This window comes from Streptomyces sp. NPDC056738 (assembly GCF_042790435.1).
Classification (GTDB): domain Bacteria; phylum Actinomycetota; class Actinomycetes; order Streptomycetales; family Streptomycetaceae; genus Streptomyces.
The window spans coordinates 1-14,231 of the sequence record NZ_JBHTZF010000031.1; the positions used below are offsets into that span (position 1 = coordinate 1).

The window sequence follows — 14,231 nt, forward strand, 5'->3', positions numbered from 1 at the left end:
CCCCGACCCGGGGCGGCCGGCCTCCCGGCGTTTCGTCTTTCGGCGTGGGCTTCGCCCGGGCCGTCTCTCAGGCCACCTCGGCCGGGTGACAGGGGGCGGCGGGCGCGGGGTCCCCCTCCACGTTCCAGGACCGCTGGAAGAGCAGCACGGCCTCCAGCCGGTTACGGGCCCCGAGCTTGGTCAGCGTGTGGGAGACATGGCTCTTGACGGTGGCCGGCGACACCCTGAGCCGCACCGCCGTCTCGGCCGTCGACATGCCCTCCGCGAGGTTGCGCATCACTTCCTGTTCCCGGGAGGTGAGCGTGTGCAGGAGGTTCCTGGAGCCGGCGGCGGGAGCGGGCGCGGCGGCCGTCTGACGGGCGTAGAGGGCGCGCAGCTCGGGGGAGAGCACCGTGTGGCCGGACGCCACCGCGCGGATGGCCGCGGCGACCTTGGCGACCTTGATGTTCTTCACCAGACAGCCCGTGGCGCCGGCCGCGAAGAACGCGTCGAGGCGCCGCCGGGTCCAGCCGGTGCCGACGACCAGCACCCGCACCTTGCGCAGGTCCAGTTGGCGGATCAGACCGGCGGCGTCCTCGCGCGGGGCGACCGCCAGGACGGCCACGTCCACGAGGTCGAGCGGCCACTGGCGCAGCGGCTGCTGCTGGTTCACGCCCCCCACCACCTCGAGGTGGGGCGAAGCGCCCAGGACGCGGGTCAGGACGTGGCGGGAGATGGGGTCGTGATCCGCGACCAGCACGCGGGCTGGGCCGTCCTCGGCGTGTTCCGCGCCGAAGAGATCACGTTCCAGAGACATGCGGTACGCCCTTCGTCAAATTGTTCGATCCCTGCATTCGAAGCCTATTTTCCTGAACGCTATTCATCAATGCTGAACATCGTTTTGGCGAGTTTTAGGCGCTCGCGAGCGGAAGCCGACCGCCGCGTGGAAGCGAAGCCCTCAGTTTCCAAGGCAGGAGCTTGATCCACCCTTGTTCTGATGTTTGTTGACGCTCGACAGAGTCCGCATCTACGGTCTAGCTCTTGCGGGGAAGCCCGGCCCTGTCGCCCGAACGCACAGAGGCTGGTCGGGGGTCTTCCCGTCGGAGGCCGCCCGACAGCGCCGTCGGGTGTCGGCCTCCGCGTGCCGCTGCAGCGGAGGGGAAAGCATGCAGGACAACGTGCTGGCCAGAGCATGGCTCCGGTCGTTCGCACGGGCGGTCGAGGAGGGCGAGGCCAGGCTCACCGCTCTCGATTCGGCCATCGGAGACGGAGACCACGGCGTCAACATGCGCCGGGGGACCTCTCACGTCTGTCGCATGCTGCTGCGGGACGAGACACCGGCCACCGTGGGCCAACTGCTCGGCGAGGCCGGGGTGTTGCTCCGTACCCATGTGGGCGGGGCTTCCGGGGTGCTGTACGGCAGCACCTTCCAGGCGATGGGCGCCGCGCTGCCGGCCCACCGGGAGGCGGCGGCCCACTTCGGCGAGGCGCTGGACGCGGGACTCGCGGCCATCGTCCGATTAGGGGCGGCGGCCCCGGGCGACAAGACCATGGTCGACGCCTTCGCGCCCGCCGTGACGGCCTTCCACGAGGCCTGCGCGCGGGGCGGAACCGCGCAAGCGGCGGTGACGGCCGCCGCCGAGGCCGCCGAAGCCGGTGCCCGCTCCACGATCCCGATGCAGGCGCGCAAGGGCCGCGCCTCGTATCTCGGTTATCGCAGCATCGGTCATCTGGACCCGGGGGCCGCCTCCACCGAGATGCTTTTCAGAGCACTCGCCCAGGAGATCACGGGCGGCCCGCAGCCGGCGGCGGCCTGCGCACGGCACGGGTGCCTGCCCGGCGTGTGAACCAGGCTCCCCCCACCCGCCCACCACGAGAGCGCCCACCATCGGCCGCCCATCACTGGCCGACCCGTCACCGGCCGACCACCGACCCATCACTGGCCGACCACCGACCCACCATCGGCGGCCCACCACCAGCCGCCCACCACCATCGGCCGACCCCGGCCGGCCGCCACCGCACCGCCCGCTGCCCGCTCAGAGCGCTTCGGACGTATCGGCGGGCGGCCCGGCCAGATCGGGGCGCAGCGCGGCCGCACCGTGCAAGTACACGTGCGCGGCCGCCTCCCGGGGCCGGGTGGAGTGGGTGTGGACCAGCACACGGACCGTGCGCGGACTGCCGCCCGGTACGTCGATCTCGCTCGCGCACATCAGCGCCACGTCCACGAACCCCAACTCCCGTGCGGCACGCGCCGGATAGGCGGCCGTCAGGTCGGGACTGGAGGTGAACCAGATGCTGATCAGGTCCGCCGCATCGAGCGCGTTGCGCACGACCAGCTCACGGAGCAGCTCGCCGGTCGCCTCCACGATCCGGTGCGGATCGTTCGAGGCCACCTGCGTGGCACCGCGCAGGGCCAGCACCCGGGACACGGGCGGGACCTGCGCCGGGCCGGACCGCCCGGGGGCGGGATACGCGTCTGCTTCACGGTGTCCGTTCATCAGGTCTCCTTAGTGGATGCCCCGGCCTTCAGGCCGGGGAGGAAACGAAGCTCCTGTGGAGCAGGGCAGGGCAGGGCAGGGCAGGGCAGGGAAGGCCGGTTCGCCCCTTGGGCGGAGCGGCGTTGTCAGTGGCGGCCGTTAGGTTGGGCCCGTGTATCTGCGGTATTCCTTCCGGCTTGAGCCGACGCCGGGTCAGCGCATCGCGCTGGCCCGTACGTTCGGCTGTGCCCGGGTGGTCTACAACGATGCGCTGGCTGCGAGGAAGGCCGCCTACCGGGCGGACAGGTCGCGGATCGCGACGGGTGCTCTGGCGAAGCGGGTGATCACCGAGGCGAAGAGGACGCCCGAGCGGGCTTGGCTCGCCGAGGTGTCGGTGGACGCCTTGCAGTCCTCTCTTCGTGATCTCGATACGGCGTACGCGAACTTCTTCGCGTCGGTGGCGGGGAAGCGGCCAGGGCGCCGTATGGGGCTTCCGGCCTTCAAGTCGAAGAAGGACAGCCGGCAGGCCGTCCGTTTCTCCAGGAACGGGTTCCGGCTGCGGGACAACAAGCGGCTGAACCTCGCGAAGATCGGGGACGTCCGGGTCCGCTGGTCCCGGGAGCTGCCGTCGGCTCCATCCTCGGTGACTGTGGTCAAGGATCCGTCGGCCCGGTACTTCGCGAGCTTCGTGGTGGACGTCGAGCCCGCAATGCTGCCGCCCGTGGATGCCGAGGCCGGTATCGACCTGGGGCTGATGCATTACGCCGTTCTGTCCGACGGGCGGGTGATCGACAATCCGCGCTTCCTGCGGCGTGCCGAGCGGAGGCTGAGGAAGGCGCAGCAGGCGTTGAGCCGCAAGGCGAAGGGGTCGAGGAACCGGGCCAAGGCCCGGCGTCGCCCGTGCTCACGCCCGGGTGGCCGATGCGCGCAGGGACTGGTGCCACCAGAGCGCTTCGAGGCTGGTCCGCGACAACCAAGCGGTCTACCTCGAAGACCTGGCGGTCTCCGGTCTCGCACGCACCCGCATGGCCAAGTCTGTGCACGATGCCGCGTGGGGCATGTTCCGCCGCGTGCTGGAGGAGAAGGCGGCCCGCTACGGCCGGCACGTCGGCATCGTCTCTCGCTGGCTGCCCTCCTCCCAGACGTGCTCGGTGTGCTGGGTCGTGGACGGGAGGAAGCCGCTGCACGTACGCATCTGGCGGTGCGAAGGCTGCGGTACCGAACATGATCGTGACCTCAATGCGTCGCGAGTGATCCTCGCCGCCGGACGGGCGGAGAGGCTAAACGCCCCTGGAGGGCCGGTCAGCCCTGGAGTGGAAACCCCACGCCAGGCACGGCCCGTTGAACGGGGAACCCACCCGAAGGCCCAGCCAGTCACCACCGGCAGCCAGGCGGGAATCACCGTCCTTTAGGGCGGGGAGGATGTCAACCACCGACGAAGGACGGGAGCGCGCCCGCCACGGCCCGGATGCGCTGAAGGAGGAGCGCCGTGCACCGGCGGAGGAGACCTCCACCATCGGCCGATGCCCCGGCCCGCCGCCTGCCACGAGTCTTGCGGCCATGGGTTCAACGCTTGCGCACAAGGTCTGGGCCGCCCACACGGTCCGCAGCGGCGAGGCAGGGGGCGACGACCTCCTCTACGTCGACCTGCACCTGCTCCACGAGGTGAACACGCCCGCGGCGTTCGACGGCCTGCGGGCCGCCGGACGCGCCGTGCGGCGCCCCGAACTGACGGTGGGCACCGAGGACCACAATGTGCCCACCACCTCCCCCCTCGACGGATTCGACGACCCCGCCGGGCGCCGGCAGGCCGCCCAACTCCGGGACAACTGCGCCGCCTTCGAGATCCCCGTGCACCGGCGCGGTGACCGCGGGCACGGCATCGTGCACGTCATCGGACCCGAACAGGGCCTGGTGCGGCCCGGGATGACGGTCGTGTGCTGCGACTCGCACACCACCACGCTGGGCGCGTTTGGCGCCATCGCCTTCGGTATCGGCACCAGTCAGGTGGAGCACGTCCTGGCCACGCAGACCCTGTGGACGCGCCGGCCCAAGGACATGGCGGTCGACGTCACGGGGACGCTCCCGGCGGACGCGACCGCCAAGGACCTGGTGATGGCGCTGATCGCGGTCATTGGCACCGGCGGCGGCCAGGGACACATCATCGAGTACCGGGGCCCGGCCGTCGAGGCGCTGTCGATGGAAGGCCGCATGACCCTGTGCAACATGTCGGTGGAGGCGGGCTCCAAGGCTGGACTCGTCGCCCCCGACGAAACGACCTTCGCCTATCTGCGCACCCGCCCCGGTATGCCCAAGGGCGCGGACTGGGACGCGGAGGAGGCCTACTGGACCTCGCTGCGCACCGACCCGGACGCGCGGTTCGACCGGCGGATCACCCTCGACGCCGCGACCGTCCGGCCCCACGTCTCCTGGGGAACCAACCCGGCCCAGAGCCTGCCGCTCGATGGCCGCGTGCCCAGCCCGGCCGACTTCGCCACCGCACCCGAACGCGCGGCGGCCGAACGTGCCCTGGCCTACATGGACTTGAAGCCCGGCAGCCGTCTGACGGACATCGGCATCGACACCGTGTTCGTGGGCTCGTGCACGAACGGCCGCATCGAGGACCTGCGTGCCGCGGCCGAGGTGCTGCGCGGCCGCCGGGTCGCCGACGGGGTGCGCATGCTCGTCGTCCCCGGCTCCGCCGCCGTGCACCGCCAGGCCCTCGACGAGGGACTCGACCGGGTCTTCACCGGCGCCGGCGCCGACTTCCGCCCGATCGCGGGCTGCTCCATGTGCTGCGGGCTCAACGAGGACCGGCTGCGGCCCGGCCGGCGCGCCGTGTCCACCAGCAACCGCAACTTCGAGGGCCGGCAGGGCAAGGGCTCGCGCACCCACATCGCCTCCCCGGCGGTGGCCGCCGCCAGCGCCGTCACCGGCCGGATCACCGCACCCACCGACCTGTGAGGCCACGCACCGCCATGGACCAGTTCACCGTGCACGTCGGCACCGCGCTGCCGCTCAGACGCAGCAACGTCGACACCGACCAGATCATCCCCGCCCGCTTCGTCCCCTACTTCAGCCCGGCCGGACACGGCAACGGCCTGTTCGGGGACTGGCGCGACGACCCGGCGTTCCCCGCGAACCTGCCCCAGTACCAGGGCGCGACCGTCCTCGTCGCGGGCAACGAGTTCGCCACCGGCTCCTCCCGCGAGTCCGCGGTCTGGGCGCTGCAGAAGTCCGGGTTCCGCGCCGTGATCGCCGCGAGCTTCGGCGACATCTTCCGCGAGAACGCCCTCATGCGCGGCCTACTGCCCGTCGCCCTGCCGGCCGACGCCGTGGAGCGGCTGTGGGAGCTGACCGAGAGCGACCCGACCACACCGCTCACCGTCGACCTGGAACGGCGCCAGGTCCGCTTCGCCGGCCGGACCGAGGAGTTCGAGATCAACGAGGGCGCCCGGGACCGGCTGCTGCGCGGCGCCGACACCATCGGCGACACCCTGCGCCACGAGGCGCAGATCAGCGCGTACGAGCGGCGCCGCCGGCCCCTCCTGCCCACGACGAACAGGAGCACGGTATGACCCGCCGCCCCGCCCTGCTGGTGCTCGACCTCATCAACGAGATCGCCCACCCCGAGGGAAAGTACAACGACGTCTGCCTCGCCCAGATCGAGAGCAGAGACGTCCTCGGCCACACCCGCCGCGCCATCGACCACGCCAGGGAACAGGGCATACCGGTGGTGTACGTGGTCGTCGGCTTCTCCCCGGGACTCACGGACTGGCCGCCGACGTCACCGCTGTTCGCCGAGGCGGCCGACGGCGACCGGCTGATCCTGGGGACCTGGGGCACCGAGGTCCACGACCTGCTCAAACCCCAGGCGCACGAGCCCGTCATCGCCAAGCGCCGGGTCAACCCGTTCCTGGGCACCCACCTCGAACTGGTCCTGCGCTCCCACGGCGTGAACACGCTGCTGCTGACCGGAGTGACCACCGACCTGGTCGTCCTGTCCACCGCCCGCGAGGCCCACGACCTGGACTTCCGTGTGGAGGTGCTGGAGGACGCCACCGCCACGTCGAGCCCCGAACTGCACGAGGCGGCGCTGACCCTGCTGCGCCGCACCGCCGAAGTCACCACGGTGGACGCGGCGTTGGGCGCGGCACCGGCCGCAGGGGAGAGCGAAACCGAAGGGAAAGAGTGAGCCGATGCAGCCGTTCCACCTCATGACCGACCAGGAGAAGGACGAACTGTGCGGGGTTCTCGAGACCGTCGAGACCAGCCCCTACGACGACTACCACGCCTTCTCCGCGGCCGTGCGACGGGCGACGGAGGGCAACGTCCCCCCGTCGCTGGTCCAGGCCGCCGAACGGATCCGGGCACAACGCGCCGAGGGCGTCTCCGACACGCACGTGCTGCGCAACTGCCCGGTGGACAAGGACCTTCCCGAGCTCGGGCACGACGACCCGCAGGCGGACAAGTACGCCCGCAAGCGGACCTTCGTCGGCGAGGGGTTCCTGGAACTCGTGGCGCAGCTGACGCGCACCCCCGTGATGGCGTACGCGACCCGGTTCAACGGGGACTTCTTCACCGACGTGTACTCCATCAGCAAGTACCACGGCAAGCAGACCGGTTACAGCGACGGTGAGCTCGTCTACCACAACGACCGCACCGCCCATCCCGTACGGGCCGACTACATCAGCCTGCTGGGCATGCGCTGCCCGCTGCAGGAGTACACCTGCACGAGCCTGGTCGAGGCCCGTGCCCTGCGGGCCGCGCTGTCCGAGGACACCCTGCGCGTCCTGGGCCAGGCGCACTTCGTCACCCCCTTCGACGTGGTCTCCCGGGACAACAACAGCAGCCTGACCCTCTCGGAGAAGCACGCGGTCTTCCAGGGCGACTACGGCATCCGCTACCTGGACACGCACACCACCGTCGCGCCGGACGCCCCGGGCGAGGCCAAGGACGCCCTGATCGAGCTGAAGAACGCGCTCACCCGGGCGGAGAAGAAGCGGCACCGCATCCTGGAGGGCGACCTGCTGATCTTCGCCAACCAGAACGGGCTGCACAGCCGCGAGCTGATCGAGGTCAACGACCCCGAGCGGTCCCGCTCGCGCTGGCTGCTGAAGACGTACACCCTGCGCAGCCAGGCCGTCGCGGACGGCTTCGCGGACCGCTGGGTGGAGGGCGTGGCCGGCCGGGTCGGCGACTGACCGAGCCGACGGATCCCCGGACACCGAGGGGGAGGTCGCGGGACACGCTCCCGCGCACCTCCCCCTCGCGCGCTGTGCCCTTGCACTGCCTGGCCCCGGCCACTGGCAGATCTCGTCTATGCCATCGCCAGCGAAACCGACCTGGAGGGTCCTCGAGCTTCTGCGCGGGCACCTTCTGCGGGCGCACCACGCCACCAGGCTGCTCGACGACGAGGCCGACGCCATTCCTGCTCACCGGCCCGCGTCCTAAATCTCCTAGATCTTTCCATCCTGGTCGGCACCTCTGGCTGCGGCACCAGAAGTCCAGTGCCGCGCCTAGTACGGCAGTTGTAGATCGTGATCACGGTTGAGCTGCTGCTTGCCGCAGGTAGTGGCTGTTACGGGCTCGGGCCTGGTGGCGTCGTCGCCAGCGGGACCAGCGGAGACGGTGTACTGCAGTGTGGGCAGGCTGTACGTCCACAGAGTTGAACAGGTGCGCGATCTCGTTACTGGTCAACGGGATCAGTCCGTCCGAGGCGGGCCTGTGAGTGCGTTCGTCTGCAGTGGCGACGGCGAGGAAAGCGTGCGCGAGCATCGCGAGGGTGACCTGCGGTGCCAGGACGTCCACCGTCGAACCTGGTGCTGGTCCAGCCCGGTCAGCCCCTTCCCGGACTGGAAGGTCTCCTCGACCGTCCACCTGCGCCCGGCCACCCGCACGAGTGTGGACAGCGGCACGGCCGGGGTGAATAGCAGCGGTAGAAGGCGAGTTCGCCTGTGCGCCGGTTGCGGCGGATCAGGAGCTGATGGTGTCTGGGGCGGTCGTCGGCGATCTGGACCACTGCCCAGTCATAGAAGCGGTGACCCTTCGTACCGTCTCCGGCCGACAGCGTCTGCCAGGCCCGCTTGGGCATCTTCTCGACCAGGACATCCGCCCGCACCTTCCCCGCCTTCGTGGCGATCTGATGGTCGCAGGCGACCGCGAGTATGTAGCTGAACTCGCGCTGTTCCAGCACGGTCCGAAGAGTCGGGTTCCCGCCGTAGACTTCGGCGCCGGCCACCCATCGCGCCGGGACGCCGGAGTCCAGGGCTCGGATGATCATCCGAGCCGCCAGAGCGGGCTTGGTGGCGAAGCCGACATGATCGGGGATGCCCGCCGCCGCGCACCTCCGCCGGTCCTCGGTCCAAGCACGCGGGACGTACAACTCCCGGTCGATGGCGGCGTGTCCGGCCTGCGCAGAGTAGACCAGGTAGACCGCGACCTGGGCGTTCTCGATCCTGCCCGCAGTGCCGGTGTACTGGCGCTGCACCCCGACCGTTGCGGTGCCCTTCTTCAAATCTCCGGTCTCGTCCACGACGAAGACCGCCTCCTCGTCGCTCAGATGGTCCACCACGAAGGCGCGAGTGTCATCGCGAAGCGCGTCGGCGTCCCACTTGGCACGGCTCAGCAGGTGCTGCATCCCGTGCGGGGTCGCGTCCCCGGCGTGCTCAGCGATGGTCCAGCAGTTCTTGCGCGGCAAGTCCGACAGCAGACCCAGTACCAGCGCGCGGGCCCGACGGCGAGGTTCCACCCGAGCAAACCGCCCCGCGACACGGCCCATCAGGCCTTTGAACGTCGCTTGCCAGCGTCCGACGTCTACGCTGTGACCTGCGGCCACCGCTTGATCCTTCGTTGTCTTCACAAACCACGATGATCTTCGGTGGCCGCATCTGTGCCCAGGCGAGCAGATCAGGACTCCCGGTCCTTGATCGCCTGCCCTCGCGCGAGGATGGAGAGCCCTCATGAGCCGCTATGAGCTGAACGAACGCGAAGCCTTCCTGGCCATGTCGCGATTCCTGTGGCAGTTCGCGAACCGCGCCGGGGACGACCGGCTCACGCTCCTGGGGGACATCGGCATCGAGGCAGACGGCCAGACGACGGACCCCGCTGCCTGGGAGGACTGGATGAAGTGTGTGCGTTCGGTCGTCGCCGACGCAGAGGACCCGGCAGGTGGATCGGCCGGATAGGGGCCCGCCGAGTAGATCTCGGCATCGCAACGGCGAGCACACCTCGGGCACAGACAAGATCACGATCTACAACTGCCGTACTAGTGGTTAGCCTGCGGGCTTGATTCCGGGCGACGAAAAGCGAGTTCCGTGTGCATCCGCCAGGAATCTCGGCTCCAACAAGCAGACTGACTCGCTGATGAGGTTGATTTGATCTCACCGTTTTAGCGCGCCCGCCTATCCCCTGGGGGAAATAATCCTAACATCCACTCGACCTGGAAGCGTCTTCAGCTCCTGTAGATCATCTCGCCCCAGTCGGCATTCGATGAGCCGAACTTCTCGCAAGCGGGGAAGCTCCCTCAGGGCGTCAACGTCCTGAAGCACGGGCGCGTTAGAAATCCAAACTTTCGCAAGGTCTGAGCTTGCGATATCGGAAAATCTGATGATTCCGTGTGGGGCGGCGGGAGATGCGGCAAGCAATTTTACTTCCCGGAGCCTATCGAGAGGGCGCAATGGCGAAGAATCAGCGATTGAGTAGTTGACCGACATGATCTCCTCAACGGCAGGGCACGTCTCGATGCCTGCCAGAGTTCCCGCCTGCCTTCGCCCCTCAAGATAGAGAGACTTAAGGCATCCTCCTCCTCGGACCATCTCAAGGTCCGAGCCCTTCCATGTCCCGATTTGAAAGTGTTCAAGTTGCGGAAATTGATTCGCCATCTCGATTCCCGGCCTGTCGGTAAGACACAGGGACCTTAGTTGCGGCAGAACAACGTTCGGGATTTTGCGGCGGGAGCCAGTGAGCAGGGACAGATCTTCGAGTGTATTGATTTGGAATACATCCAGGTCTTGTGAAATCTTGACCCTGAGATTGAGGTAGCGCAAGCCGAGAAGTTCAGAGATGAACCCGATACTTTCAGGCTTCCATTCAGGAGTCGACGTCAAGCTGAGACCGTCAAATCCACCGCTGCGGTACTGTACGGCCGCAGGCGCCCCCCACGGACCGTCAAAGTCCGCATTCCATCGCATGATCTTAAAGGTGTCGCTGCTCACTGACTCCGCCTCAAATTACTTCGCTCCGGGTGAGTTGATTCTGTTGGCTAGGTTACCAATCCCTCCTTCGTATTCAATCCACCCGTCCTCCATCTTGAAAAGCCCGGTGTCCGTAGCGTCTGGCATTTCTATCCAGTTCAGGTCGCGCACATCCCGAGCCTGATACCCCAAGTCATGAAGCGCCCCCTTCTTCCTGAAGGCGCGACAGCTGCGTCGAAGGCGCATCCCCGTCGTCCACGGGGGCGACCTCGACAACGTTCGCGACCTCAGTGGCGTCGCTGCCCGCGGAGGCCGACGGGCTCGCGGTCACTGTGCCCGGATCGCCGGGCGCCGCCCGCGACAGGTCAACCGTCGCCTCCGCGGCCTGGGGCCACTTCGGCGCCGCCAGTGCCTTGCCCGCTTCCTCTGCCTGCTGCCTCTGCGCCGACCCCAGTGGCTGCGACGGCACGACCGGTGTCGCATCCTCTGCCGCAGCCGCCTCGCCCGGCGACACCACCGACATCGTCGACAGCAAGGCGGCCATCAACGCGCCGGCTATCCCAACTGACAGGTATCTCGCGCGCTTTACAGCCACCCGAACCCCCCTTGCATGTGCCACTTGCAGCACGTGCAAGGGCAGCCCAACGAAACAACCGCCGCCTCAGGGCATGCCGAAGAAGCCCACCAGAGCTGGCGCTATCGTCGATGTGGACTGCCCATACGAGGGGCCTGGCTCTCAGGGCCAGTCGGTGCCCGCGCTCAGCCGGTGACGCGCCAGGCGGTGCCGCGGCCCGCCCCGAGCTCGCGGGAGAGCAGGGTCGCCACGTCCCGTACGGCCACGGCGTGCTTCTGCCGGTTCTCCTCTGACAGGAGCCGCTCCACGGGCCCGATGACGCCGATCGCGCCCACCGGATCGCCGGAGCGGTCGAAGACGGGCGAGGCGATGCCTGCCTCGCCCAGCGTGCTCTCCTGGTCCTCCAGGGCGTACCCGGTCTGCAGGGTCTGCGCCAACTGGTCCGCCAGGACGGCGGGATCCACCACGCTCTTCCCGGTCAGCCGGGCCAGCTCGCCCTCCAGCAGCTCCTTCTGCCGCTGCTGGGGCAGGAACGACACGAGCGACTTGCCGAGCGCGCAGGTGTTCCACGGAATGCTGGCGCCGAGCTCCAGGATCTGTATCCCGCTGCCGTGCCGGAAGGCGTGGTGCACGACGAGCATGTGCTGGTCGCCGTCGAGCACCGCGACCCACACGGCCTCACCGGTGCGCTCGGCCAGGGTGTCCGCCCACGCGATCGAACGGGAGCGCAACTCCTGCGTCTCCAGGTAGGAGTTGCCGAGGCGAAGCAGTGCCGGTCCCAGGAGGTACCGGCTTGTCGCCTTCTCCTGGCGCACCAGGCCCTCGGCCTCCAGGGTGCGCAGCAGCGCGTGCACGGTCGGCTTGGAGACGCCGATCCGCGCGGCGAGCTCGGTGACACCCAGGTGAGGGCCCGACGTCGACAGTTCCTTCAGGATGCGCACTGCACGCTGAACGGACTGCACCATGTTCTACTCGCATTCACTATTGCGGAACGCCGTTGAGAGTAGCATTGCCCGCCAAGAATGCGCTTACGGGGCGAATGGGTAAGTCCGCCGAATCTTTGCGATCCGGACGAAATGAGATCGCGAATGATATCGAACGGCTCGTGCCGTCCTGCGGTCCTCCCGTGACCGGTGTGTGCCGGTGTGGTGTGCCGGGGCGGTGCCGGATCGACGGGCGCAGCGTACCCCCCGTGGCGCGGAGGACGTAAGTCCCCACCGGGAAAGGGCTCGTCGCCGGAGCCGCCCGCGGCGAAGGCGGCGGGTACGGGACCGGGCGGCGGGCCCGCTCCGGCCGGCCGTGCCGGACGCGTCGGGGGCCCGCCGCCCGGGGCGGGGAGAACACACGCCGATCGGACGCCCTCGGGGCGGCTCGCGGGTCGCGCGGGAAATTCCGTGTTTTATCGGCAGAGCGGAATTTCCCGCGGCGTGAGTTCCCTGCCGGAAAAGCCGCGGGGAACGCGCGCCCGGTCCCCGGGGAGGATCCGGCGGCCTCAGCGGGCCCGGGCGGCATCGGCCCGGCGCCCGGTGACCGCGGCCAGCACCGACGCCAGCAGGAACGCCACCGAGGCGATGACCGCCGCCGTGTGCAGCCCGCCGATCATGCCGCCGGACGCGCCGAGCAGGGTGCCGAAGAGGGCCACACCCATCGCGCTGCCCACCTGCCGGGACACGTTGAACACCGCCGACGCCACACCGGCCTTGTCCGCCGGGCTCGCCTCCATGACGGCCACGGTGGCCGCCACGACGGTGACCGGCGTCGCCAGACCCGTCGCCATGAGCGCGAAGAGGAGCACCGGGTAGGAGGTGTCGGGGCCGGCCGCCAGCCAGCCCAGGAAACCGGCGCTGCCGAGCACCAGCGCGCCGGCCATGGGCAGATACGGGCCGCTGCGGGCGGTCAGACGGCTCGACAGCGGCGCCGCCAGGAAGCCCATGCAGACCGACGGCAGCAAAGCGAACCCGGTGCCAAGCGGGCTGAGCTGACGTTCCTGCTGGAAGTAGAGCGTGGCCACGAAGAGCATCCCGTAGTAGCCGAAGCTGAGCAGCAGGCCGATCAGGTTCGTCGCGGTGAGCCGGATCTCGCGGAACAGCGACAGCGGCAGCAGCGGCCGCCTGCCCTGCGGCCGCAGGACCACGCCCCGCTCCAGACACAGTTCGACGGCGACGAACACGGCCAGGGACACCACGCCCCCCGCGAACAGCGTCAGCACCTCGGGCGACGACCACCCCGCGCTCCCCGCCTCGTTGAGCGCGCCGGCCACCCCGAGCAGCCCGACCACGCCGAGCACCAGACCGGCCGGGTCCATCCGGCCCGGCCGCGCCCGCCGGCCGGGAGCCGGCACATGACGCAGGGTCAGCAGCACCGCCACCGCGGCCACCGGCAGGTTCACCCAGAACACCGAACGCCAGTCGAAGCCCGAGACCAGCAGCCCGCCGACCGCCGGTCCGGCACCGAAGGCGACGGCCGAGACGAGCCCCCAGTAGCCGACCGCCCGGGCCCGCTGGGCCCGGTCGGGGTAGGCGGCCTGCAGCAGCGCGAACGACGCGGGCACCAGCAGCGCGGCCCCGGCACCCTGAGCCAGCCGGGCCGCGATCAGGACCGGCGCCGAGGACGCCACCCCGCAGCCCACCGAGGCGGCCGCGAAGACCCCCAGACCCGTCAGGAACAGCGTGCGGTGCCCGAAACGGTCCCCGAGCCCCCCGCCGAGCAGCAGCAGCCCGGCGAAGAAGGCGCTGTAGCCGTCGACGATCCACTGCATGTCCGACGCGCCGGCGTGCAGCGAGTCCTGGATGGAGGGCACCGCCACGTTCACGACCGTGACGTCGAGCATCACCAGGAAGTAGCCCAGGCTCAGCGCGATGAGCGGCGGCAGCGGCAGCGACGGCCGCCCCGGCGGCGCCGCCCCGGCGGGGGCGGCGGGGGCGTGCGAGGGGGAGGGAGAGGGATCCGTGGAGGTCATGTGATCAGTCTCGGGCCGCAATACTTCGTCATCCGTCGAAGTGTTCC

General features: G+C 69.5%; 12 protein-coding genes and 2 pseudogenes. 7 read left to right on the forward strand and 7 right to left on the reverse strand.

What is annotated here, in order from left to right:
• Positions 1-67 precede the first annotated feature (67 nt).
• Positions 68-796, reverse strand: coding sequence for a LuxR C-terminal-related transcriptional regulator (locus tag ACFRIC_RS41575; RefSeq protein ID WP_382797238.1), 729 nt, complete (start codon positions 794-796; stop codon positions 68-70).
• A 349-nt stretch (positions 797-1,145) separates the two neighbouring features.
• Here ACFRIC_RS41575 and dhaL point away from each other — a divergent pair, with 349 nt between their 5' ends.
• The gene (dhaL, locus tag ACFRIC_RS41580) at positions 1,146-1,826 is read left to right on the forward strand and encodes a dihydroxyacetone kinase subunit DhaL (protein WP_382797239.1); all 681 of its coding nucleotides are present in this window, start codon (positions 1,146-1,148) and stop codon (positions 1,824-1,826) included.
• Between the two features lie 189 nt (positions 1,827-2,015).
• Here the strand turns inward: dhaL and aroH are convergent, their stop codons facing one another.
• The gene (gene aroH / locus ACFRIC_RS41585; protein ID WP_382797240.1) at positions 2,016-2,477 is read right to left on the reverse strand and encodes a chorismate mutase; all 462 of its coding nucleotides are present in this window, start codon (positions 2,475-2,477) and stop codon (positions 2,016-2,018) included.
• A gap of 151 nt (positions 2,478-2,628) precedes the next feature.
• Between aroH and ACFRIC_RS41590 the strand changes: the two are divergent.
• The 5 genes and pseudogenes from ACFRIC_RS41590 (at position 2,629) to ACFRIC_RS41610 (ending at position 7,660) form a co-directional block, all read left to right on the forward strand.
• Positions 2,629-3,868, forward strand: a pseudogene (locus ACFRIC_RS41590) (RNA-guided endonuclease InsQ/TnpB family protein).
• Between the two features lie 148 nt (positions 3,869-4,016).
• Positions 4,017-5,420: a 3-isopropylmalate dehydratase large subunit gene (gene leuC / locus ACFRIC_RS41595; RefSeq protein ID WP_382797241.1), complete on the forward strand. Its 1,404-nt coding sequence runs from the start codon at positions 4,017-4,019 to the stop codon at positions 5,418-5,420.
• Positions 5,421-5,434: 14 nt separating this feature from the next.
• Entirely contained in the window at positions 5,435-6,034 is a 600-nt protein-coding gene (leuD, locus tag ACFRIC_RS41600) for a 3-isopropylmalate dehydratase small subunit (protein WP_382797270.1), read from the forward strand.
• Complete coding sequence (locus ACFRIC_RS41605; RefSeq protein WP_382797242.1) at positions 6,031-6,651, forward strand: cysteine hydrolase family protein; 621 nt, start codon at positions 6,031-6,033, stop codon at positions 6,649-6,651. Before leuD ends, ACFRIC_RS41605 begins: the two co-directional genes overlap by 4 nt.
• 4 nt (positions 6,652-6,655) lie before the next feature.
• The gene (locus ACFRIC_RS41610; RefSeq protein ID WP_382797243.1) at positions 6,656-7,660 is read left to right on the forward strand and encodes a TauD/TfdA family dioxygenase; all 1,005 of its coding nucleotides are present in this window, start codon (positions 6,656-6,658) and stop codon (positions 7,658-7,660) included.
• A 340-nt stretch (positions 7,661-8,000) separates the two neighbouring features.
• Here the strand turns inward: ACFRIC_RS41610 and ACFRIC_RS41615 are convergent.
• Positions 8,001-9,237: pseudogene (locus ACFRIC_RS41615) on the reverse strand (IS701 family transposase).
• A gap of 181 nt (positions 9,238-9,418) precedes the next feature.
• On the opposite strand from ACFRIC_RS41615, the gene ACFRIC_RS41620 reads away from it, so the two are divergent.
• Positions 9,419-9,643, forward strand: a complete 225-nt coding sequence (locus tag ACFRIC_RS41620; protein WP_382797244.1) for a hypothetical protein — start codon at positions 9,419-9,421, stop codon at positions 9,641-9,643.
• A gap of 216 nt (positions 9,644-9,859) precedes the next feature.
• On the opposite strand, the gene ACFRIC_RS41625 is transcribed toward ACFRIC_RS41620, so the two are convergent.
• From ACFRIC_RS41625 to ACFRIC_RS41640, 4 genes are all read right to left on the reverse strand, one after another.
• The gene (locus tag ACFRIC_RS41625; protein WP_382797245.1) at positions 9,860-10,672 is read right to left on the reverse strand and encodes a hypothetical protein; all 813 of its coding nucleotides are present in this window, start codon (positions 10,670-10,672) and stop codon (positions 9,860-9,862) included.
• A 172-nt stretch (positions 10,673-10,844) separates the two neighbouring features.
• Positions 10,845-11,195, reverse strand: coding sequence for a hypothetical protein (locus ACFRIC_RS41630; RefSeq protein ID WP_382797246.1), 351 nt, complete (start codon positions 11,193-11,195; stop codon positions 10,845-10,847).
• A gap of 215 nt (positions 11,196-11,410) precedes the next feature.
• Positions 11,411-12,190: an IclR family transcriptional regulator gene (locus tag ACFRIC_RS41635; RefSeq protein ID WP_382797247.1), complete on the reverse strand. Its 780-nt coding sequence runs from the start codon at positions 12,188-12,190 to the stop codon at positions 11,411-11,413.
• Positions 12,191-12,717: 527 nt separating this feature from the next.
• Complete coding sequence (locus tag ACFRIC_RS41640; protein ID WP_382797248.1) at positions 12,718-14,184, reverse strand: MFS transporter; 1,467 nt, start codon at positions 14,182-14,184, stop codon at positions 12,718-12,720.
• Positions 14,185-14,231: the final 47 nt, after the last annotated feature.